Origin of the sequence: Streptomyces sp. NPDC050085 (genome assembly GCF_044460595.1) — a bacterium.
GTDB lineage: Bacteria > Actinomycetota > Actinomycetes > Streptomycetales > Streptomycetaceae > Streptomyces.
Window position 1 is genome coordinate 1,536,457 of sequence record NZ_JBITJZ010000001.1, and the last position, 21,584, is coordinate 1,558,040.

General features: G+C 73.3%; 17 protein-coding genes and 2 pseudogenes. 8 read left to right on the forward strand and 11 right to left on the reverse strand.

Annotation, left to right across the window (positions count from 1 at the left end):
• Positions 1-2,412 carry a malto-oligosyltrehalose synthase gene (treY, locus tag ACIBUY_RS06660; RefSeq protein WP_399151974.1) on the forward strand — a complete coding sequence of 804 codons (2,412 nt, stop codon included), beginning with the start codon at positions 1-3 and terminating at the stop codon, positions 2,410-2,412.
• Here treY and ACIBUY_RS06665 read toward each other — a convergent pair.
• Positions 2,372-3,487 carry a cytochrome P450 gene (locus tag ACIBUY_RS06665; protein WP_399151975.1) on the reverse strand — a complete coding sequence of 372 codons (1,116 nt, stop codon included), beginning with the start codon at positions 3,485-3,487 and terminating at the stop codon, positions 2,372-2,374. The genes treY and ACIBUY_RS06665 overlap by 41 nt on opposite strands.
• Positions 3,488-3,593: 106 nt before the next feature.
• Positions 3,594-4,013, reverse strand: a pseudogene (locus tag ACIBUY_RS06670) (LysR family transcriptional regulator substrate-binding protein); the annotation flags it as partial.
• A gap of 3 nt (positions 4,014-4,016) precedes the next feature.
• Here ACIBUY_RS06670 and ACIBUY_RS06675 point away from each other — a divergent pair.
• Together ACIBUY_RS06675 and ACIBUY_RS06680 are read left to right on the forward strand one after the other, a co-directional pair.
• Positions 4,017-4,620, forward strand: a pseudogene (locus ACIBUY_RS06675) (dihydrolipoyl dehydrogenase); the annotation flags it as partial.
• 79 nt (positions 4,621-4,699) lie between these two features.
• Positions 4,700-5,944, forward strand: coding sequence for a M14 family zinc carboxypeptidase (locus ACIBUY_RS06680; protein ID WP_365566966.1), 1,245 nt, complete (start codon positions 4,700-4,702; stop codon positions 5,942-5,944).
• Between the two features lie 110 nt (positions 5,945-6,054).
• Here ACIBUY_RS06680 and ACIBUY_RS06685 read toward each other — a convergent pair whose 3' ends face one another.
• Together ACIBUY_RS06685 and ACIBUY_RS06690 are read right to left on the reverse strand one after the other, a co-directional pair.
• Positions 6,055-6,495: an SSI family serine proteinase inhibitor gene (locus ACIBUY_RS06685; protein ID WP_399151976.1), complete on the reverse strand. Its 441-nt coding sequence runs from the start codon at positions 6,493-6,495 to the stop codon at positions 6,055-6,057.
• Positions 6,496-6,625: 130 nt separating this feature from the next.
• Positions 6,626-7,177: a DUF1707 and FHA domain-containing protein gene (locus ACIBUY_RS06690; RefSeq protein WP_365566968.1), complete on the reverse strand. Its 552-nt coding sequence runs from the start codon at positions 7,175-7,177 to the stop codon at positions 6,626-6,628.
• Positions 7,178-7,368: 191 nt separating this feature from the next.
• Between ACIBUY_RS06690 and ACIBUY_RS06695 the strand changes: the two genes are divergently transcribed.
• Both ACIBUY_RS06695 and treZ read left to right on the forward strand, forming a co-directional pair.
• Entirely contained in the window at positions 7,369-8,235 is an 867-nt protein-coding gene (locus ACIBUY_RS06695) for a GNAT family N-acetyltransferase (RefSeq protein WP_365567009.1), read from the forward strand.
• Positions 8,236-8,350: 115 nt separating this feature from the next.
• Positions 8,351-10,096, forward strand: a complete 1,746-nt coding sequence (gene treZ, locus ACIBUY_RS06700) for a malto-oligosyltrehalose trehalohydrolase (RefSeq protein WP_399151977.1) — start codon at positions 8,351-8,353, stop codon at positions 10,094-10,096.
• Between the two features lie 42 nt (positions 10,097-10,138).
• Here treZ and ACIBUY_RS06705 read toward each other — a convergent pair whose 3' ends face one another.
• The gene (locus ACIBUY_RS06705) at positions 10,139-11,035 is read right to left on the reverse strand and encodes an aminoglycoside phosphotransferase family protein (RefSeq protein ID WP_365566970.1); all 897 of its coding nucleotides are present in this window, start codon (positions 11,033-11,035) and stop codon (positions 10,139-10,141) included.
• 6 nt (positions 11,036-11,041) lie between these two features.
• The gene (locus ACIBUY_RS06710; protein ID WP_399151978.1) at positions 11,042-12,169 is read right to left on the reverse strand and encodes an aminopeptidase P family protein; all 1,128 of its coding nucleotides are present in this window, start codon (positions 12,167-12,169) and stop codon (positions 11,042-11,044) included.
• A 329-nt stretch (positions 12,170-12,498) separates the two neighbouring features.
• On the opposite strand from ACIBUY_RS06710, the gene ACIBUY_RS06715 reads away from it, so the two are divergent.
• Entirely contained in the window at positions 12,499-13,251 is a 753-nt protein-coding gene (locus ACIBUY_RS06715) for a metallophosphoesterase (RefSeq protein ID WP_399151979.1), read from the forward strand.
• A gap of 43 nt (positions 13,252-13,294) precedes the next feature.
• On the opposite strand, the gene ACIBUY_RS06720 is transcribed toward ACIBUY_RS06715, so the two are convergent.
• The gene (locus ACIBUY_RS06720) at positions 13,295-13,903 is read right to left on the reverse strand and encodes a PDZ domain-containing protein (protein ID WP_399151980.1); all 609 of its coding nucleotides are present in this window, start codon (positions 13,901-13,903) and stop codon (positions 13,295-13,297) included.
• Positions 13,904-14,032: 129 nt separating this feature from the next.
• Positions 14,033-14,893, reverse strand: coding sequence for a LysR family transcriptional regulator (locus tag ACIBUY_RS06725; RefSeq protein WP_365566974.1), 861 nt, complete (start codon positions 14,891-14,893; stop codon positions 14,033-14,035).
• 95 nt (positions 14,894-14,988) lie between these two features.
• On the opposite strand from ACIBUY_RS06725, the gene ACIBUY_RS06730 reads away from it, so the two are divergent.
• The gene (locus ACIBUY_RS06730) at positions 14,989-15,750 is read left to right on the forward strand and encodes a hypothetical protein (protein WP_399151981.1); all 762 of its coding nucleotides are present in this window, start codon (positions 14,989-14,991) and stop codon (positions 15,748-15,750) included.
• Between the two features lie 9 nt (positions 15,751-15,759).
• Here ACIBUY_RS06730 and phsA read toward each other — a convergent pair whose 3' ends face one another.
• Together phsA and cyc2 are read right to left on the reverse strand one after the other, a co-directional pair.
• Entirely contained in the window at positions 15,760-17,625 is a 1,866-nt protein-coding gene (gene phsA / locus ACIBUY_RS06735) for an O-aminophenol oxidase PhsA (protein ID WP_399151982.1), read from the reverse strand.
• 66 nt (positions 17,626-17,691) lie between these two features.
• The gene (gene cyc2 / locus ACIBUY_RS06740; protein WP_399151983.1) at positions 17,692-19,929 is read right to left on the reverse strand and encodes a germacradienol/geosmin synthase Cyc2; all 2,238 of its coding nucleotides are present in this window, start codon (positions 19,927-19,929) and stop codon (positions 17,692-17,694) included.
• A 176-nt stretch (positions 19,930-20,105) separates the two neighbouring features.
• Here cyc2 and ACIBUY_RS06745 point away from each other — a divergent pair, with 176 nt between their 5' ends.
• Complete coding sequence (locus ACIBUY_RS06745) at positions 20,106-20,720, forward strand: chorismate mutase (protein WP_399151984.1); 615 nt, start codon at positions 20,106-20,108, stop codon at positions 20,718-20,720.
• A 7-nt stretch (positions 20,721-20,727) separates the two neighbouring features.
• On the opposite strand, the gene ACIBUY_RS06750 is transcribed toward ACIBUY_RS06745, so the two are convergent.
• Entirely contained in the window at positions 20,728-21,573 is an 846-nt protein-coding gene (locus ACIBUY_RS06750) for a pentapeptide repeat-containing protein (RefSeq protein WP_399151985.1), read from the reverse strand.
• Between the last annotated feature and the right edge of the window lie 11 nt (positions 21,574-21,584).

Sequence of the window (21,584 nt, forward strand, 5' to 3'; positions counted from 1 at the left end):
ATGACGCCTCAGCACCCGAGCGCGACCTACCGGCTTCAACTGCAACCGGAATTCGGCTTCGCGGCGGCCGCGTCCGCCGTCCCGTACCTGGCCTCCCTGGGGATCTCGCAGCTGCACCTGTCCCCCGTCCTGGAGGCCGTGCCCGGCTCGACGCACGGCTACGACGTGGTGGACCACGCGCGCGTACGCGGCGAACTGGGCGGCGAGGACGGTCTGCGCGCGCTGGCCCGCACCGCGCACGAGCACGGCCTCGGCCTGGTCGTGGACATCGTGCCCAACCACATGGCCGCGGCCGTGCCGCACAACCGCGCGCTCTACGAAGTGCTGCGGGACGGGCCCACGTCTCCGTATGCGCGCTGGTTCGACATCGGCTGGCAGACGCAGGAGGGCCGGGTCCTGCTGCCGGTCCTCGGACATCATCTGGGCGACGAACTGCCGTACCTGAAGGTGGACGGCGACGTACTGCGCTACTACGAGCACGCCTTCCCGCTGCGCGAAGGCACCCGTACGCTGCCGCTGCCACGCCTGCTGGACGCGCAGTGGTACCGCCTGGCGTGGTGGCGCCTCGCACGCACCGAGCTCAACTACCGGCGCTTCTTCACCATTTCGGATCTGATCGCGGTGCGCGTGGAGGATCCGGAGGTCTTCGACGCGACGCACGCGACCGTCCTGCGGCTGATGCGGGAGGGCGTCGTCGACGGGCTGCGCGTCGACCATCCCGACGGACTCGCCGATCCCGGCGCCTACTTGCAGCGGCTGAGCGAGGCGACAGGCGGCCGCTGGACGGTCGTCGAGAAGATCCTGGAGGACGGCGAACAGCTGCCCGCCGCCTGGCCGGTCGCGGGCACCACCGGGTACGACGCGCTGCGCCACATCGACGGCCTGTTCACGGACCCGGCGGGCGCCGGTCAACTCCTCGGCCTGTTCCGCCGGTTCACGGGCGCCCCGGACGACCGGGGCGGCGACTGGGCGGCCACGGTGCGCCGTGCCGCCCACCGCGTCGTCACGTACGACCTCGCCACGGAGGTGGCACGCCTGACCCGGGAGGCCGCCGCACTGTGCGCGCTGGAGCCGGAGCTGCGCGACCACGCCCCGTGGGCGCTGCGCACGGCCCTGCGGGAACTGCTCGTACGGGTCCCCGTGTACCGGCCGTACGTGAGCGGAGGCGTCGACCCGGAGACGGTGTTGACGGCGACAGACGCGGCTGACGCGAAAGCCGCGTTCACAGTCGCCGAGGAGGCTCGCGCGGTGGACGCCGTACGGGAGTTGGCGCTTGGCCGGCGCGGGACGGGGCCGCGGCACACGGCCTTCCGGGCGCGGTTCGCGCAGACCGCGTCGGCGCTGCGGGCCAAGTCGGTCGAGGACATGGCGTTCTACCGGCACACGCCGCTCCTGTCGGCCCTGGAGGTCGGCGGCTGCCCGCACGACCCGGCGGTCTCGGCCGAGGTCTTCCACGCGTACTGTGCGCGGCTGCAGCGGGACTGGCCGTACACCTCGACGGCGCTGTCCACGCACGACACGAAGCGCAGCGCGGACGTGCGGGCGGGAATCTCCCTCCTCACCCAGTGCCCCGACCGGTGGGAGTCCCTGCTCGCCCGGGTCACCGAGGACACCGCGCACGGCGGCGGCACGAGCTCGCCCGACCCCCAACTGGCGTGGGCGGCCTGGCAGACGGTGGCGGGGCTCGGACCCGCGGAGCCGGAGCGGCTGCAGCGTGCGCTGCTCAAGCACGTGCGCGAGGCGGGCCTGTTCACGACGTGGACGGAGCAGAACGCCGCCTATGAGAGCGCGGTGCGCGACTTCGTGGCGTCCGGGCCGTGCGGGCCGCCCGGCGACACGGTGCTGCGGTTCATGGCGGAGCTCGCGCCCCATGTCCGGGCGAACGTCCTGGGAGCGGCCCTGGTGCATCTGACGATGCCGGGCGTGCCCGACCTCTACCAGGGCACCGAGCACGAGTACCGCGCCCTGGTGGACCCGGACAACCGGGCGCCCGTTTCCTTCGACGTGAAGGAGCGCGGTGCGCTCTCCGTGGAGAAGGCCGCGCTCACGAGGGCGGCGCTGCGGCTGCGGAGGGAGCACCCCGAGTGGTTCGGCGGAGCGGCGACCTATGAGCCGCTGCTCGCCGAAGGGCCGGGCGAGGCGCACTGCGTGGCGTTCGCGCGTTCCCGGCGGGTGGTCGTCGCGGTGACCCGGCTGTCGCTGCGGCTCGCCGACGCGGGCGGCTGGCGGGAGACGCGGCTGCGTCTTCCCGAGGGCGAGTGGTGCGAACTGCTCGCTCCGGAGCGGCGGTTCGACGGCCACGCGCGCGTGGCGGACCTCTTCGAGCGGCTTCCGGTGGCGCTCCTGGTGCGCTCCGACGCCGGTACGCAGGTCAGTGCAGCCGTACGAGAAGCGAGCGCGGAGAGCGTGTGAGGAGTCCCTCGGGGTCGGGCCGGAAGCCGGGTGCCCAGGTCATCCTCGGCAGTGCCTCCAGCAGGGCGTGCAGGCCCGACCCTGCGGTGAGGCGGGCGAGTTGGACGCCCAGGCAGCGGTGCCGGCCCACGCCGAACGCGAGCTGTCCCGGGGCCGCGCGGAAGAGGTCGTAGCGGTCGGGGTCGGCGAACCGGTCGGGGTCGCGCCCCGCCGAGCCGACCAGGCAGGCCACGGTGGCGCCCGCGGGTATCGTGCCGCCGCTCACCGCGACGGGCGCGAGGGCGCGGCGCAGGACGATGTGCACGGCCGGGTCGCGGCGCAGCGACTCGGCCCAGGCGGCGTCGGCGAGGGCGGGCCTGGCGCGCACCAGGGCCAGTTGGGCGGGGTGGTCGAGGAGGTTGGCGAGCAGCGCGGCGAGCGCCCGGTCGGTGGCCTCGCCGCCCGCGCCGAGGAGGTTCGCGACGAGCCCGGTCACCGCCTCGTCGGACAGCGGCCGCCCGTCGGCCCGCGCGGTGCACAGCACGGACAGGAGGTCGCCGCGGGGGTGCGCGCGACGCCGTGCGACGTGCGGGCGCAGAAAAGCGTCCAGGCCCGTCGGCGCTCCGCCCAGGTGGGTCAGGCCGGTGCGGCACCAGTCGGTGACGCGGGCGGTGTCCTCGTAGGGCAGTCCGAGCGCGGCCACCACGGCGGCGGCGGGCAGCCAGTCGCAGAACTCCGTGACCAGGTCGGCCTCTTGGCGTCGGGTGAGGCGGCGGGCGAGCACGTAGGCGGTGCGTTCCACGCCCGCCTTCAATGCGGCCAGCGCGCGCCCTTGCAGTGCGGGTGACACGAGAGCGCGGTGCTCCGCGTGGGTGGCCTCTTCGAGGTGGGCGAACGTGCGCCCCGGCGGCGGCGCGACCAGGCGGGGGTCGCTCAGCGCCGCGCGCACGTCCGCGTAGCGGCTCAGCAGCCAGGCGCCGAAGCGCTCGTCCTGGAGGAGGGGATGCGTGTCGCGCAGCGTGCGGTACAGCGGGTACGGGTCGCGGGCGACGGCCGGGTCCGCGAGGCTCGGCGGCGGCGCGGGCACGGTACGCACGGGCGGGCCGGGATCACCGGGGCGCGCAGCCCCTCCGGGAGGGCACAGCACCGCAAGGCCCTCCTCCGTGCCATGGGCGCGCACCGGGTGCGGCGCGCGGCTGCTCTCAGCGCACCACCGCGGGCTCCGGCGCGCAGCCCTCGTACGGCCGTACGGGTGACGACGGCGACGCTCCGTAAGGCCACGACCTGCGCAGAAGCTCGACGAAGGCGGCCGCTGCGCCGACCGGCTCGACGCGGGAGAGCACGGTCGGACTCCGGCGCCAGGGCGGCTCGACGGAGAGCACGACGCAGTCCTCGCCGACCGCCCCGGTCACGATGTGCGCGGGCGCCGCGCACACGCCTTCGCCCGCCGCCGCCATGCGCACCGCGGTGGAGGTGTGCTCGGTGAACACGGCGGTGCGGGGGCTGAACCCGGCCTCGCCGCAGGCCCAGTCCAAGAAGCGCTGCCCGTGCACGACCGGCTCCATCGCACAGCGGATCCAGGTGCGGTCGGCGAACTCGGCCAGGCGCACCGACGTACGGCCCTGCCCGTCACGGACGGCCTGGATCTCGCCGCTGCGGGCCTGGCGGCGGACGAGCGGGGATTCGTGCCGCCCGCGGACTGGAACCGCCTGGAAACGGCGGTGGCGGGCATCCAGGTCGTCGGGGACCTGCCGCCGCCGTCGCTCGGCCTCGCCCACGCCTCCTTCGCCGAGGGCCTGTTGGTGGCGGAGCCGCTCGCGGGAGTGGCGTCCGCCCCGGTGGACTACGCGGCCGTCCCCCGCGTCACGTACTCCTTGCCGCAGACCGCGGCCGTCAGCCTGTCCGCGGCCGAGGCACGCGCGCGTGGCCACGAGATCGTCGTGAACACGATGCCGCTGACGGCCGTAGCCAAGGGCATGGTGCACGGGGCAGGGCGGTGTCGTGAAGGCCGTCGCGGAACAGAGCGACGAGCCGGGCGGCGGCCGGGTCCTCGGTGTGCACCTCGTCGGTCCGAACGTCTCGGAGATGATCGCGGAGAGCCGGCTCGTCGTAACCTTGGCCACCGCACCTGCCGACGTGGCCAGGCACATTCATGCACACCCCACGCTCTCCGGGGCCGTCGGCGAGACGTTCCTCACCCTCGCGGGGCGCGGCCTGCATCAGCAATGAGCGGTGGTACAGGCCTTCTTGACAGGCGGAGTGGAGCGTGGCGTACTGCGGGTGCCGAAGACAGGGAGCACCAACGGGGGTGAGTCACCTGACGGAGCAGCGGTACCCCACGTCGGCCGAACTGGTCCAGTCAGCGCGGGAGCTGGCGACTCATCGGCCTGACCTGTGCCGTCTACGCCAGGTCGGTGTCTCCCGTGCCGGTCGGCCGCTGCACCTGCTGTCCGTCGGGCACGACCCGCGCACCGTCCTCGTCGTCGCGGGCGCCCACGCCAACGAGCCGACGGGCGGCTCCACGGTGCTGCATCTCGCCGAACGGGCGCTCCTGGAGCAGGCGTTGCGCTCCGACCGGTCCTGGCACTTCCTGCTGTGCGCCGACCCCGACGGCGCGGCCCTGCACACGACGCCCGCGCCGCGCACGCTGCGCGACTACCACCGGTTCTTCTTCCGCCCCGCGGGCCCCGAGCAGCCCGAGTGGTCCCCGTCGGTGCTGCCCCCGGACATGCTCCCCCCGGAGACGAGAACGCTCACCGGGGTCATCGACGAGCTGCGCCCCTACCTCCAGGTGTCGCTGCACGGCACCGAACTGGGGGGCAGCTGGGTGCAGTTGACCCGGGACATCCCGGGGCTCGCGGAGCCCTTCGCCAAGTCGGCGGCGGAGCTGCACATACCGGTGGAGACGGGCGCGTCGGACGCGGCGGGCTGGCCGACGTCGGGGCCGGGCGTCCATGTGATGCCGGATCCGGACGCGCAGGCCGCGTTCCCGAGCCTGCCCGACGACGCCCGGCACTCCACCTGGCACCACGCGCACCGCTACGGCGGCTCCACGGCGATCGTCGAGGTGCCGATGTGGGCCAGCGACCTGGTGGACGACCCTGCGCCGCACCCCGCGCCCGAGCGCGCCCTGCGGCGCATCGCGACCCGGCTGAGCCGGGACACCCGGCTCGTGGAGGACATCCTCGCGGAGACGCTGCCCCGGCTGCCCGACACCACGGGCCCGCTGCTGCGGGCGGCCCGCTGGGCGCTGAGCCTGGTGCCGGGCCTGGCGGACGACTGGGTGCAACCGCCGCCGCCGGACGCGACGATGGCGTACGTCGGCAGCATCGACGCGTTCGCCCGGCGGCTTCCGCTGCGCGCCGCCGCGATGCTGCTGCGCGTCCTGGAGGAGGCCGGCGATCCGGCCGCGCCCCGCCTCGACGCCCTGGTCACCCGCTGGTGCGAGGTGTACGCGGACCGGTTCGGGGCGCGCTGGGTGCCGGTGGCCCATCAGATCGAGCACCAGGCCCGGACGACGATCGCGGCCGTCCGCCACGCGCAGGGCGGTTGACCGCCCCGCGCGGGACCGCAGGACTCGGGCGACCTGCCAGGTGCTCTGTCAGGTGATCTCTGTCAGGTGATGTGTCAGACAGTGCGTCAGGCGATCTGTCAGGCGATCTGTCAGGCGATCTTGAAGACGGATCCCGTGGAGGCACCCATGACGCAGTCGTTGGAGAAGTTGCGGGCGTAGACCACGCGGCGTCCGTTCCACATCCCGTACGCGGCGGCCGTGACCGGCTTGTAGATCATGGGGCAGACGGTGTCCTTGACGTGGATCCGGTTGATGTCGCCGCCCGCGCGCGCGAGTTCGCGACAGGCCCGCGCAGCCTGCGGGTGGAGCTCGGCCTTGCGCGCCGGGCAGCGCAGCAGCGTGCCCTTCATGTCGCCGAAGCCGGCGTCGCCCTGCATGACGGCGACGTAGACCCAGTTGCCGGGCAGCTTCTGCTGCTGCGGGGCGGCCTGCGCGGTGCCGGTGGCCGTGGCGAGCAGGGTGCCCGCGGCGGCCAGGGCGAGCAGGGGCTTGCGGACCTTCAAGGAGACCGGGCCGGAGAGCAGGGCCATGGGGGGTCACCGTTCCTCGTGTTCAGGGGTGCGCGGGCGAGCGCCCGTGCCGCTGCTTCCATCGGCACGGCGAGGCCCCCGGTCCACCCGCAGAGGGGCGGCATCCACCCGAACGGGCGCGCGGGAACGGTCAGTCGGCGGACAGCCGGAACGACATGCGGCCGAAGCCGACCTGGTCGCCGTCCTGCACGACGGCGGCGCCGATCACTCTGCGGCCGTTCACGGACGTGCCGTTGGTCGAGCCGAGGTCGCGCAGCACCCACATGCCGCCCTGCCGGCTGAGCTCGGCGTGCACCCGGGAGACCGACTCGTGGCTGAGCCGCAGTCCGTTGGCCGGGTCGCGGCCGATGCGCAGCGGATAGGGGTTGGCGACCGGGGGCAGCAGCAGCTTCGGCAGCCGCTCGACGGTCCACGCCCTGCGCAGCCGTACGGTGAAGCCGGAGACGGCGCCCACGGCCCCGAACACGGCCCGCGTCCAGCGGTTCTCGGGCTGCAGATCGGCGGTGAGCACGGCGAGTTCGTCGGGCCTGCGGGCGGCGAGCGCCAGCTCCATGCGCCGGACGAACGTGTCGTGCGAGAGCCGCCCGAGCGCGACGCCGTCCCTGAGCACCTTCAGCGCACGGTCCCGCTCGGCGTCGGACAACCGGGCCGGGTACGTGTGGTGTTCAAAAGAGGACGTCACCCTGGTGATTGTCGGGCAGCGCGGGCGGGGTGTCCAGAAAAGGAAGAGCGTCTCGCCGCACCCGCTGTTACGTTCGACCCCGCCGCGGCCGGGAGCAGGCCGCTTCCTTAGGAGAGTTCTTGACTTCTGCACAGCAGAACAGCGTTACCGTGCGGTCCCTCACCGAGGCCGACGCCCCTCTCTTCCACACGATGGACGACCCCGGTCTGGTGGGGCGGATCACCACCGGGGTCGACTACCGCACGCACGCGCAGGGCGGTGACTACGACCCCGCCTGGACGTGGGTGGCGCTGCGCGGGGAGCGGGTCGTCGCCCGGGCCGCCTGGTGGGGCGCCCCCGGCGACGAGAAGCCCGTGAACCTCAACTGGTTCGACGTGCTCGAGGACGACCTGGAGGCGGGCGTCGAACTGCTCAGGCAGGCCCCCTTCGACGTCGAGTACGAGTTGCAGTTGCCGCCCGACTGGAGGGAGCGTCCCGAGGCGCGGGCGGCTGCCGAGCTGCGCATGGAGGCGGCCAGGAAGGCGGGCATGCGCCTTCTTGTGGAGCGGCTGCGCTACCGGTGGCGGCCCGCGGACGGGTTGCCGGAGCGGCCCGGGCGCCTCACGTTCCGGCCCGAGCCGGACGACGCGGTGGTCCTGGACGTGCTGCGCCGCGTGCACTCGGTGACGCTGGACGCGCACGCGCTGCTCGACATCGAGGAGGGCGGTCTCGACAAGGCGGCACAGGCCGAGCTGGACTTCTTCCACTGGTGCCCGTCGCCTCGCGAATGGCTGCAGTTGGCGTACACGGCCGACGGAGAGGTCGCCGGGATCCACGTGCCCGGCTACAACCGGACCGGGCCCATCGTCGGCTTCATCGGGGTGGTGCCGGAGCAGCGCGGCCACGGATACGCGTACGACCTGCTGGTCGAGACGACGCACTTCCTGGTGGAGCACGGGGTGGAGTTCATCGACGCGGCCACCGACGACGGGAACTTCCCGATGGCGGCGAACTTCGCGAAAGCCGGGTACCCGGTGGCGGAGAAGCGCGTCCACTACGTGTGGCCGCCCGCCGTGTGACCCACCACAGTGCACCCCCAGTAGTGGCGAATCCCCGGCGGGACGATCATCGCTGACGCACCATGGACGCGTCGTCACTGTCGGCAGACATCCGGCTACGAGGGGGAAACGGTCCGTGCGGTTCGAGGTGTGGGCACCACAGGCAGAGCGGGTCACGCTCCATTGCGACGGGCACGCGCGTGCGTTGGAGCGGGATCCGGGCCGCGCGGGCTGGTGGTCCGGGGAGGCCGATGCCGGGGACGGTTCGCGGTACGGGTTCGCGCTCGACGAGGGGCCCGTGCTGCCGGACCCGCGCTCGCGCCGCCAGCCGGACGGGCCCGACGGGCTCAGCGCGGTCGTCGACCACCAGCGGTACGCGTGGCGCGGCGACTGGGCGGGCCGGGGCCTGACGGGTGCGGTCCTGTACGAGCTGCACGTGGGCACGTACACGAAGGAAGGCACCCTCGACGCGGCGGCCGCGCACCTCGGGCACCTGGCCGAACTGGGCGTCACGCACGTCGAGTTGATGCCGCTGTGTCCGGTCCCCGGCCGGCACGGCTGGGGGTACGACGGGGTCAGCCTGTGGGCGGTGCACGAGCCGTACGGCGGCCCCGAGGCGCTGAAGCGCTTTGTCGACGCGGCGCACGCGCTGGGGCTCGGCGTCGTCCTCGACGTCGTGCACAACCACCTGGGCCCGTCGGGCAACCATCTGGCCGCGTTCGGGCCGTACTTCACGGACACCCATCACACGCCGTGGGGCAGTGCCGTGAACCTGGACGCGCCCGGCTCGGACGAGACGCGGGCGTTCCTGCTGGGCAGCGCGCTCGCCTGGCTGCGCGACTACCGCCTCGACGGCCTGCGCCTGGACGCGATCCACGAACTGCACGACCGGCGCGCCCTGCCCTTCCTCGAGGAGCTCTCCGGCGAGGTCGACGCGCTCGGCGAGCGGCTCGGGCGGCCGCTGTTCCTGATCGGCGAGTCCGACCTGGGTGACCCGCGGGTCGTGACCCCGCGCGCGGAGGGCGGCCTCGGCCTGCACGCGCAGTGGAACGACGACGTCCACCACGCCGTGCACGCGGCCGTCACCGGTGAACGGCAGGGCTATTACGCGGACTTCGCGCGCGAGCCGCTGGCCGCCGTCGCCAAGACGCTGACGCGCGGCTTCTTCCACGACGGTACGTTCTCCTCGTTCCGGGGGCGCCGTCACGGCCGCCCGCTGGACCGGGCCCGCACCCCCGCGCATCGCCTGCTGGCCTACACACAGACCCACGACCAGATCGGCAACCGGGCGCAGGGCGACCGGCTCGCGGCCACCGTCCCGCCGGGTCTCCTCGCGTGCGCGGCGACGCTGGTCCTGACGGGTCCTTTCACGCCGATGCTGTTCATGGGCGAGGAGTGGGCGGCGAGCACGCCCTGGCAGTACTTCACGGACCACACCGATCCGGGGCTCGCCGAGGCCGTGCGCAAGGGCAGGCGGCGGGAGTTCGCGGCGCACGGCTGGGCCGAGGAGGACATCCCCGATCCGCAGGACCCGGCGACGCGGGAACGTTCCTGCCTCGACTGGTCGGAGCTCGGCTCGGGGCGCCACGCGCGCGTACTCGCCTGGTACCGGGATCTGATCGCCCTGCGGCACGCCCGCACGGACCTCCAGAACCCGGACCTCGCGGCGGTCAAGGTGGCGTACGACGAGGAGGCGCGCTGGATCGCGTACCGGCGGGGCGATCTGCGGGTGGCGGTGAACCTGTCGGACGTGCCGGTGACGATCCCGCTGGGGCGGCGTGTCACCCGGGTGCTCGCGGCGTGGGAGCCGGTGCGGGTCGCCCACGAGGAGGGCCGGCTGACCGTACCCGCACAGTCGTGCGCGGTCCTGCAGGGCAGCTGAGGGGCCGACCCGGCGCGTGACGGCGGCGCGGCGTGGGCGGGCTCAGCCCTCGGAGACCAGCTCCAGCAGGATCGGCTCCCACGCCCGCTCCAGCTGGACCCGCAGCAGCCACTCGGGGCTGTCGTCGGTTCCGTACAGCCGGTCGGCGAGGCGCACCAGCGTGTCGCAGCGGGCCAGCCACAGGCCGCGCAGGCAGACCCGGGCGCCGTACCCGGCCAGCGTCGCGGAACGGACGGCGGCCCGGGCGCCCACCGCGACGGCGAGGCCCGCGATGTCCTCGGCCGGATCGCCGATCACGGCGTCGGCCCAGTCGAGGACGCCGCGCACGCGGCCGTCGGGCGACACGGTCAGATGCTCGCCCTTGAGGTCGTGGTGGACGAGCACGGCCTCGGCCTGCGGGCCGAGCTGTGCGACGGCCGCACCGGTCAGCTGGGCGAGCCGGGACGGGTCGAACTCACCGTCCTTGTCGAGCTGTTGGGCGGCCGCGGCCGCCTCGCGCCGGAGGTTCTCCAGGGAGCGCGGGGCGACCTTGGGCACGCCGAGCGGCACGGCCCGCGCGGGCGGCACCGCGCGCAGTCCGGTGAGCAGCCCCGCGAGGTCCTCCTCGCCGACGGCGGTGACGTCCCTGACCTCAGCGGACTCGCCGGCGAGCCGGGTGTCGAGCGTGCAGGCGAGGCCCGGCGCCCACTCCCCCGAGGCGACGGACACGGGCACGGCGACGGGCAGATGGGGGCGGACGAGGTCACGCAGCCGCAGCTCGCGGCGCAGGCCCTGGGAGACCTGCCCGTCGGGGGCGCAGCGCAGGACGTGCCGGGCGCCCACCCACCAGGCGGCGTGCGCGCCGCCCTCGGTGACCGGGCGCACCTCGACGGCGCCGCCGTCCGGGAGCAGGGTCTCCAGGAGGCGGCGCACCACGTCGGCGTCCGGGCGCTGCGACACGGCGGGTCAGCCCACGATCGCCAGGTCCCGCGCGGTCGCGTTGAGCCGCGCGCCGCCGTCCTCGGTGACCGTGACGATGTCCTCGATGCGGACGCCGAACCGGCCGGGGAGGTAGATGCCGGGTTCGACCGAGAAGCACATCCCGGGCACCAGCTCCTGCTCCTCGCCCTCGATCATGTACGGCGGTTCGTGCGTGGTGACGCCGATGCCGTGCCCGGTGCGGTGGATGAAGTACTCGCCGTACCCGGCGTCGGTGATGACCTTGCGGGCGACCCGGTCGACGTCCTGGCAGGCGATGCCGGGCCGCACCGCGTCGCAGGCCGCGGTCTGCGCCTCGCGCACGACGTCGTGGACGCGGCGCTCCTCGTCGGTGGGTGCGCCGACGTGCACGGTGCGGGAGGTGTCGGAGCCGTAGCCGTGCTTGAGGCCGCCGAAGTCGAGGACGATCATGTCGCCGTCCCGGACGACGCGGTCGCCGGGCGAGTGGTGCGGATTGGCGCCGTTGGGACCGGAGCAGACGAGCGTGAAGTCGACCTGCTCGTGCCCGAACTTCCTGAGGAGGTCGGCGAGTTCGCGGGAGATGTCGATCTCTTTGCGCCCGGCGAAGGCGACCTTCTTGATCTCCTCGTACGTGGCGTCGGCGGCGGCGCCCGCGGCCGCGAGCCGCTCCAGCTCGGCGGCGTCCTTGACGGCGCGCAGCATGGGCAGCGCCTCGGTGAGGGAGACGTACGAGGTGTCGGGCAGGGTCCGCTGCAGGCCCAGCAGGTGCATCGCCCAGGCGTTGTCGCTGACGCCGAAGCGGCCCGACACGTCGAGCAGGGGGGCCGTGACGTCGTACGGGTTCTTGCCGTCGGTCCAGTCGCGCAGGGTCATCGCGTCGGCGCCCGCGGCCTTGGCGGCGTCCGGCGCCTCCAGGGTGGGCACGACGAGCGTCGGTTCCTGCCCGGCGGCCAGCACGAGGAGGGTGAGCCGCTCGGTGTCGGCCGGTACCTGGTACCCGGTGAGCCACACCAGGTCGGGGCCCGGCGCGACGAGCACCCCCGCGAGCCCGGCGTCGGCCGCGGACTGCGCGGCACGGTCCATCCGGGCCTTGTAGTCGGCGGCGGTGAAGGGCGCGGGTGTACCGGACGTCATGGCCGGGCCTCCATACATGCGGCGAAGTGGTGTACGAGCAGCATCCTGCCCGGCGCCGAGAGGCGGCGCGAGTCCGCCTCCCGGCCAGGGGTTCACCCCGCCGAGGAAGGCGGCGAGGGTGCTCAGCATCCGCCCATCGTGCGGGCGTTCACGCACGGACACCAGGCGTTAATGGGAAGCCATTGCCCACCCATTAGAACTAATGGTTAGATCAGCCGAACCCGTTAGATCGAACCCGTTAGATCGAACCCGTTAGATCGAACCCGTTAACGCGAACCCGTTAACGCGAACCCGTTAGCGCCCGCCGATGCCTCGAAGGACGTACGCCCATGCTCGTGCTCGCCCAGATCAGCGATCCGCACCTCGACGGCTCCCCGCGCGCCACCGAGCGGCTGCGCCACGTCATGGACCATCTGCGGGCGCTGCCGGGCCCGGTGGACGCCCTCCTCGTGACCGGCGACATCGCGGATCACGGGGCGGAGGCGGAGTACGAGGAGGCGGCCGAGCTGCTCGGTCTGCACGATCCGGCGACGCCGTTCCCCGTGCTGCCCTGCCCGGGCAACCACGACCGGCGCGCCCCGTACCGCAAGGGCCTGCTGCGCGAGGCGCCGGCCGACGGGCCGGTCAACCGCGCCCATCGGATCGGCGGCACCGCGCTGCTCCTGTGCGACTCCAGCATTCCCGGCGCCGACGAGGGGGCGCTCGACGAGGAGACGTACGCCTGGATCGAGGAGGAACTCGACGCGCTCGACGGCGAGACGCCGGTGCTGCTCGTCTTCCACCACCCGCCCGTGGCCTTGCACCACCCGCTGCCCGACCGCTACCCGCTGGTTCAACCCCGGCTCCTCGCGGGGCTGTTGGAGCGGCGCCCGGAGATCGCCGCGGTGATCACCGGGCATGCGCACTCCCCGGCGGCGACCCAGTTCGCCGGGCGTCCGCTGGTCGTCGGGCCGGGGGTGACGTGGACGCTGCGGCTGCCGTGGGAGGGCGAGCAGGTGGCGGACCGGGAGGCGCCGGTCGGGCTCGCGTTCCATGTCCTGGACGACGAGCGGCGGTTGACGACGCACTTCCGTACGGTCTGACGCGCGCGATCCGCTCCTCAGGTCACCTCCTCAGGTCACCTCCTCAGGTCACCACTCCCGGTGTGACCGCCAACTCCTGCTCTCGGCCGCTGTCATGACGGACCGTCATCGTCAGCTGGTGTCCGGGCCGCGCGTCCCCGACGACCGCCACGAGGTCGGCCGCCGAGCCGATGGTCTCCTTGCCGAGCTTCAGCAGGACGTCGCCGCGCACCAGTCCGGCCGTGTAGCCGGGCCCGGGGACGTGCACGGCGACGACGAGTGCGCCGGGCCCCTTGGGCGCGTCGACCACCTCGACGCCGAGGCTCGCCGGGACCGCGGCGGGCGTCGATCCACTCGGGGCCTTGCTCGAACTCCCGCCCGGCGCCGCGCTCTTGGGCGGGGCCGCCGCGGGCGGCTGATGGGCCGCGGCCTGCTTCTGCATCTCGGCGAGTTTGCTCATGCCGATGACGGTGGCGCCGACGGTGCCGAGGCCGATGCCCGCCAGGACGAGCACCAGCGCGCACAGCAGCCCGAACAGCCAGCCGACCAGGCGCTTCCCGCGGCGCCGCGCCGCGTGCGGGCGGCGCGCGGACCGGGGCGCGGGCCCCGACGGGCCGGGGTCGCGCCCCGGCGTGCCCGGCATGGACTTGGGCCGCAACGCAGTCTGTTCCATGGGTCGTCCGCCTCCGGTCCCTGGGGTTGCTCGCTCCGGCCACAGCTCTACCCTCCGCGCTCCCCCGCGACGATCCACGAACGAGTGAGAGTGCCGGGCCACGCTCGATTCCCCGGGACTCCGTGCAGGTCAGCCGGTCAGTGCGGCGGCGAAGTCGGCGGCGGGCCCGCGCAGTGTGCCCGTGTGGACGAGTTCGGTGCGGTGGACGACCCTGGGTTCGGTCAGGGGCACGGCGACCGTCCCCTGCGCCTGGGCGGCGAGCGAGGCGGGCAGCAGCGTCAGGCCATGCCCGGCCGCGGCGAGGGCCAGCAGCGTCCGCAGGTCGACGCCCTCGTAGCGCAGCGCGGCGCGGAAGCCACCGCCTCCGTGGGCGGCCCGCAACTGGTCGAGGGGCAGGCCCGCACCGGGCGCGTCGAGCCACCGTGCGTCGACCAGATCGGCGAGGCGCAGACCGGCGCGCCGGGCCAGCGGATGGCTCGCCGGGAGCACCACGCGCACGGCCTCCTCGGTGACGCCGCGGGTGGTGAGCGGGGCGACGTCGGGCAGCCGCAGCGGGTCGCTGGGCGCGGCGATGCCGTCCACGACTCCCAGGTCGGCGGCGCCCGTTGCGACCTCGGCGGGTACCTCCTCGCGCGGCAGCACCCGTACGGTCACGCCACTGTGCGGCAGCAGCGCGGCCGTGCGGTCCCGCAGCGCGGTCGGCGTCACGGCCACGGCAAGGCCACGTCCCGGCGCGGCCGCGGTGCGCAGTACGTCGGCGCGGGCCGCGTCCAGGCGCAGCAGCAGCGGGCCCGCGTGTTCGAGGAGGCGCTCCCCCGCGGCGGTCGGGGCGACGGGCCGCCGGGTCAGCAGGGGTGCGCCGAGGTCCTGCTCCAGGGCCGCGATGTGCTGGGAGACGGCGGACTGGGTGTAGCCGAGCTCGTGCGCCGCCGCGGAGAAGGAGGCGAGGCGCGCGACGGTGACGTACGTACGGAGCAGGTGCGGGTCCATGCCGCCCAGGATCCACGACCCGCATCAGGAACGCTTATGGCGGGTGCAGTTTTCATCGTTGGACGTGAACGGGCGGCCCCGCGCACCATGGCCGCATGACCACCACACCGCACGTCACACCGCACGTCACGCCCCACGCCCCCGCCCGGCTCGCCCTGGTGGGCGACCGTTCTCCGAACGTCGTCTCGCACACCCGCGTCCCGCTCCTCCTGGAGGCCCTCGCCACCCGCGAGGGCCTCGCCCTCGACGCGTACTGGATACCGACCGAGGACGCCGAACTGCCCGATGCCGTACGGGACTTCGACGCGGTGTGGGTGCTGCCGGGCAGCCCGTACCGCAGCGAGGCCGGGGCGCTCGCCGCGATCCGCACGGCCCGCGAGGAAGGCATCCCGTTCCTCGGCACGTGCGGCGGTTTCCAGCACACGCTCCTCGAGTACGCGCGTACGGTGTGCGGCCTGGGCGGCGTCGCGCACGCGGAGAACGAGCCCGACGCCGACGACCTCCTCATCGCCCCGCTGGCCTGCTCCCTGGTCGGGCACGAGGGCACGGTGACGCTGACCGGCGGCTCGCTCGCCGAGTCGGTGCTCGGCGCGGACCGCACGGTCGAGCGCTACCACTGCGCCTACGGGCCGGTCGCCGCCCACCTGGACACGCTGCGCGCGCACGGCCTGCGCTTCACGGGCACCGACGAGGACGGGCAGGTCCGGGTCGCCGAACTGCCCGTCCAACAGCACCCGTTCTTCCTCGCCACCCTGTTCCAGCCGGAGCTGCACGGCGACGGCAGCCGCCCGCACCCGATCGTGCAGGCGCTGGCCCGCGCGGCGGTCGCGCACGCGGCGGCTGCCGTACGCGTGTGAGCCTCGGGGTCAGCCGGTGTGACCTCCGTGCCCGCCGCCGTGCCCGGCCCCGTGGTCGAACTTCATGGCCTCCTTCGGCATCACGACGAACGGCCGCATCATGCCCATGTCCTCGTGCTCCAGCAGGTGGCAGTGGTACATGAACCGGCCGTACGCCCCGTCGAACCTGCCCATGACGCGCAGCATCTGTCCGGGCAGGGCGCGGAACACGTCCTTGTGGCCGTGCTCGTTCGGCGGCAGCGGGACCGGCGTCGGGTCGAAGGCGACCGGCTTGACCGTCCCGCCGACGGTGACGTCGAAGCCCGAGGCGTCATAGGTGTCGCGGCCGAGGATCTGGAAGTCGGCCAGGTGGATGTGCATGGGGTGCACGACGGGCGGGTTCACCGCGAGGTTCAGGAAGCTCCACTGCTCGAAGCTGCCTTCGGCGACCGTGAAGCCGAGCCCGTCGTTGAAGGTCCGCGAGGTCCTGCGGTACGTCTTCAACTCGCCCTTGTCATTGACGAGTTGAAGGACTCCGTCGGAGGGGATCGGAACGTCCGCGGCCTCCTGTGCGGGGACCTCGGCCATCTCCCAGATCTCGGGGTGTCCGCCGCCGCCCTTGGTCGCGGGCGGCGTCAGCACGATCAGCCGGTGCCCGTGCTCGATGTCGTGCGTCAGCTTCCGGAAGGAGCCGGAGAGCAGGTCGGGCAGCGTGAACGTGTCGGGCTCGCACCCGTCGCCCACCCGGAACTCGAGGACGTGCGGATACGGCACGTTGCCCGCCACGTCCGGCAGGCCGGGCGCCTGGTTCGGCCCCTTGTTGACGAGGCGCACCCGCTTGCCCGCGAGCGCCCGGAAGTCGACGAGCAGGTCCATCCGCTCGGCCGGCGCGACGGTCAGGGTGGGCAGCGCCCCCTCGAAGTCGACCGGCACGGGCCGCGGCAGCAGGCCGCCGTCGCTGCCGATCTGGTACAGGGCGCCCTGGACCGGTGCGTCGTCCTCGTCGACCAGGACGAGGTCGAAGATGCGGGCGTTCGACGCGTTCACGAGGCGGAAGCGGTACCACCCCGCGTCGACCTCCGCGTACGGCCAGATGCGTCCGTTGACCGTCGTGTACGGGCCGGAGAACGGGAGCGAGACGGGCTTGCCCGTCTCCGCGTTCTTCGGGTCGATCACGACGGTCTTGTGCAGCAGCCGCCCGGTCAGTGCCCCGTCGTCGTCCGTGTCCAGGTTCCGGTCGGCCAGCAGCAGGGGGATCTCCCGCTCGCCGCTGGGCAGTTGGAGCGCGTCCTCCTCGTCGTCGCGGATCAGGTACGTGCCGTACAGGCCCGTGTGCACGTTCCATCGTGTGATGTTCATGGCGTGGTCGTGGTACCACCACTGCACCGCCTGGTGCTCGTTCGGGTACTCGGCGAGCTGGGCGTCGCCGAAGCCCACCGCGTTGTCCGCCCAGCCGTCGTTGCCGCCGCCCGTCTGCGCGCCGTGCAGGTGCGTCACGGACCAGGCGGGCAGGGCGGCGACGTCCGCGCTGGGGGCGACGGTGTCGCGGCCCGGGCGGGTGCTCGGGTTCGGCGTCCCGTTCGGCACCTCCACCGCCGTCACCGGGTACTCGCTGCCCTTCGGGATGCGGTTCGTCCAGGCGATGCGCACGCGCTGCCCGCGCCGCACCTCGATGGTGGGTCCCGGCACGGAGCCCTCGTACCCCCACATGAGGGTCGGCGGGAGCTGCGGGTGCAGCCGCTGCCAGACGGGCCGCAGCGCGATCTCGGTCTCCGTGAGGGCGTCACCGGAGTCGGGCCGCAGCACCGGCGGCACGGTCAACGGCGCGACATAAGGCGTGAGTTCGTAGTCGTTCGTGCGTGCGTGATCGTTCGTGCGTGCGTGGCCTTCGGTCAAGGTAAGAACACCCCCGTGTGTTCTCGATGTCCCCCGTCGGTACGGCCGGTCAGTGGCCGTCTCACCTCAGAAGACCGCCGGAGCCCCGACCAGGTTCCATGAACCCGGCATTCCGGACGCAAAGGTTCGGAAACCGGGCGGCGACGGGATCATGCCCGGGACGAAGCCGTGGGTGCGGGCGGCCAGGTGGTCGGCGCGGTAACGGCGCACGTGCTGGTGCCAGTTGAGGATCCCGGACATCCAGTACCGCAGCGACCGCACGTGCGCGTCCATCAGCGCCCGCGCTTCGCGCGTGAGCCCGAAGTCCTCGTACAGGACGGGGAGTTCGTGCTCCACGATGTGCTCGAACTGCCGCACGCGCTGCGTCATGAGGTCGTGGACGATGCCCAGGGCCGTCGGGTAGTCGCAGCCGAAGAAGGACTGGACGACCACGATGCCGTTGTGGAACTCGCCCTCGTACTCGACCTCCTTCTGGTACGAGAAGCAGTCGTTGACCAGCATCGCGAAGTCGACGGCCGCGTTCTCCATCGCGCGCACGGGGCCGCTGCGCGAGACCTCGGGCGGCACGTTCGCGCCCTGCTCGATGCGGGCGAGGCCCAGGTGGAAGTCGGCGCCGAAGGTGGAGCGCCGCATCTCCACGTAGTCGACGGGGTCGGGGATCCGGCCCTGCAGTTGGTTGCCCAGTTCCCACAGCCAGCTCTCCAGCATGGCGTCGACGCCCGCACGCAGGTCGCGCCGCGCCTGCGGGGTCATGTCCCGGGAGGTGCGCCGCCACAGGTCGCTCAGTGCCCGCTCCATCGCGTTCGCGGGCGCCACCGGCTCCTCGGCGTCGACGGGCATGCAGCCGGAGAGCCGCCGGGTGCACTGCACGGCGCCCGCGAAGTCGCGCCGGTTGCCGAAGACCAGCGGGTAGTAGTCGTCGGCGTAGGCGCCCCAGGACAGCCATTGCGCGCCGAGGTCGAGGTTCTCGGCGCTGCCGTCGGGGCTGATCCCGGCGGCGCACAGGGCGAAGTCCCCTGCCAGCAGCCGGTCTTCGTCCCACACCCCCTCGGAGAGGATGCCCATGCGGTGCGCCCAGGCGACGAGCCTGCTCCGGGCGGAGTCCAGCTCCGCGTTGATCCGCACCTCGAACGGCATGGAGAAGTCCGGGAGTTGGGAAGGCCCGACCTTCCGGAACGGCTGGTAGGTGTAGGCCCGCAGCCGCTCGGCCCCCACCGCGGCGAACAGCGCCCGCACGTCGGCGGATCCGGTGCCGAGCCCCGTCGGACCGTGCAGCGGCGACTGCTCCTCGACAGCCCCCTCGTTCATGTACCGGCTCGACCGCAGATGCCACTCGTGCCCGCCGGACTGCCAGTCCACCAGCCCCTGGGTGTACGCGGCGACGGCCGCCACCTCCTGCGGCGCGAGCCCCTTGTCCAGGGCGAGCGCGGGCACCTCGGTCAGTGCGGTGTGCTCGAACTGGTGCAGCCGCGAGGTGAGCACGTCGTTGACGGCCTCGGCCGCCTCCTGCGTCGTACAGCCGAAGAAGGTCTCCAACACCAGGACCCCGTTGGAGAGTTCACCCTCGTCGTGCACCTCGCGCTCGTACGAGAAGAGGTCGTTGCGCAGGTGCACGGCGTCGGAGAACGTCTCCATGAGGACCCGCAGCGGCCTCGACCCGGCGACCGCGGACGGGACTTCGGCGGTCGCGTACTCCACGAGCCCCGCGGACCAGGGGGCGCCGCCGACCTTGCGGCGCATCTCGATGTACTCGACGGGGTTGGCGATCCGCCCCTCGTTGATGTTGGAGAGCTCCCACATCGACTCGTTGAGCAACTGCTCGGTCGACTCGGCGAAGCGCCGGCGCCAGTCGAGGGACATGGCGGGCACGGTGCGCCGCCACAGGTCGATGAGGCCCGCCTCGACGGGGTTCTCGGGTGCGGGGACCACTGCGTCCGGACTGTCCAGGTCCATCGGCATGAACAGGGGCAGCCGGTCGAGATGGGCCCGGCCGCCCGCGCGGTCGTTCGTGCGCTTGTACATGTCGAGGAAGTGGTCGTCGAAGAAGAAGACCCAGACGTACCAGTCGGTGATCAGGGAGAGCGCGGGCCCGTCGCAGTCGGGATGCGTGTACGCGCACAGCAGGCCGTAGTCGTGCGCGTCGAGGTCGCTCCGCCGCCAGACACCGCTGCCCTCCAGCATCCCCATCTCCCGGGCCCAGGCGGCGGATTGGGCCCGCGCCTGTTCGAGGTGCGGGTTGAGCCGCGCGACGTACGGCATGTAGAAGCGCGGCAGTTGGAACGGGTGAGTGGACTGCTGTGTCATGGGCGCGGCTCTACCCGTGTCGGCCGGCGTGCATCCACGGCGCGCGGCATGATCGTCCTATCGCGTGAACGGGGCGGGGCGAGGAGTGCGCCGCCCGGTTCCGGGGAAGCACGCCCGACGCACCAACACCCCAACCCCCATACGCCCCAACACCCTTACGTCCCGGAGGACTTGTCTTGCACACCGGCACCCGCACCGGCACCCGCACCCGCCCGACCACGGCCACCCGTCTCCTCATCGCCCTGGGCGCCGCCGTCGCCCTCACCGGCGGCGCGGCCGCGGTGCCCGCATCGGCGGCGCCCGCACCCCGCGCCCTGGCCGGTGTCTCCTCCCTCGCGGCCGAGCGCCTCGCCCTCGCGGACAAGGTGGCGGCCGCGAAGTACGGCACGGCGACGCCCATCGACGACCCGGTGCGCGAGCGGCAGATCCTGGACGACGTCGCGGCGCGCTCCGCCGCGCTCGGTGTCGACCCGGCGTTCGCCCAGTCCGTGTTCCGGGACCAGATCGAGGCCAACAAGGTGGTGCAGCGCGGCCTTTACGCCCGCTGGGACGCCCACCCGGCCGAGCGCCCGACGGAGCGCCCGGACCTCGCCAAGGAGGTACGGCCCGCGCTCGACCGGATCACGACGGAGCTCCTGGACGCGCTGCGGGCGGTGGCCCCGGTACGCACGTCCCCGGCGTGCACCCCGGTGCTCACGGCGACGGCCCTGCACGACGCCCGCACGCACCGCTTCGACGTCCTGCACCTCAAGGGCCTGGCCCGCGCGCTGCCTTCGGTCTGCGAGGACTGACGCCCTGCTACGCCGTCCAGTGCGCGGGCCGCGTCAGCCCCTGCGGGATCCTCGTGGCGGCGTCGCCCCGCGCGGCGTTCAGCTGGGCCTGGGTGAGGAAGATGCTGCCGGTCAGGTCCGCGCCGTCGAGCCGGGCGTCGCGCAGGTCCGCGCCGATCAGATCCGCGTGCCGCAGGTCGGCCCCGGTGAGGTCGGCGGCGACGAGGAGGGCGCCGCGCAGGGTGGCGCCGCGCAGGTCGGCCTTCTTGAGCCGGGCGCCGATCAGGTCCGCGCCGCGGTGGTTCTTCTTGCGCCCCGGCACCTCGGCACGGACCAGGTCACTGGCTTCGAGCAGGATCCGGTTGACGTCGCCGCGGATCGTGGGGACGTCGGCGGCGAGGAGTTCGTCGACGCCCGCGCGCGTGAGCCGCTCGACGTCGGCGAGGGCGCGCCGGGCGTCGCGGTGCGCGGCCGCGGCCCGCTCCAGTTCGAGCACCTCGCTCAAGTACCAGAGCAGTTCGTGCAGTTGGCGCATGACGGGGAACACCTCGTACATCGCCCGGGCGCTCGCCGGCCGCTCACGCCAGCTGACGCCCTCGAAGGTGACCTGCGAGACCTTCTGCCCGGCGCCGAAGCAGTCGAAGACGGTGCACCCCCGGTAGCCCTCGTCGCGCAGCCGCGTGTGGATGCCGCAGCGGAAGTCCTCCTGGAGGTTCTGGCAGGGCGTGCCCGCGCTCTTGTTCCGCGCGAAGTCCTGGGACTTGGCGAACGGCAGCGCGACGCAGCACAGGCCGAAGCAGTCGCCACAGTCGGCGGCGAGGTCAGGGCGGCGGGGCGCGGAACCGGGCGTGGGGGCGGATTCGGGGGAGGTCACACGCCCATTGT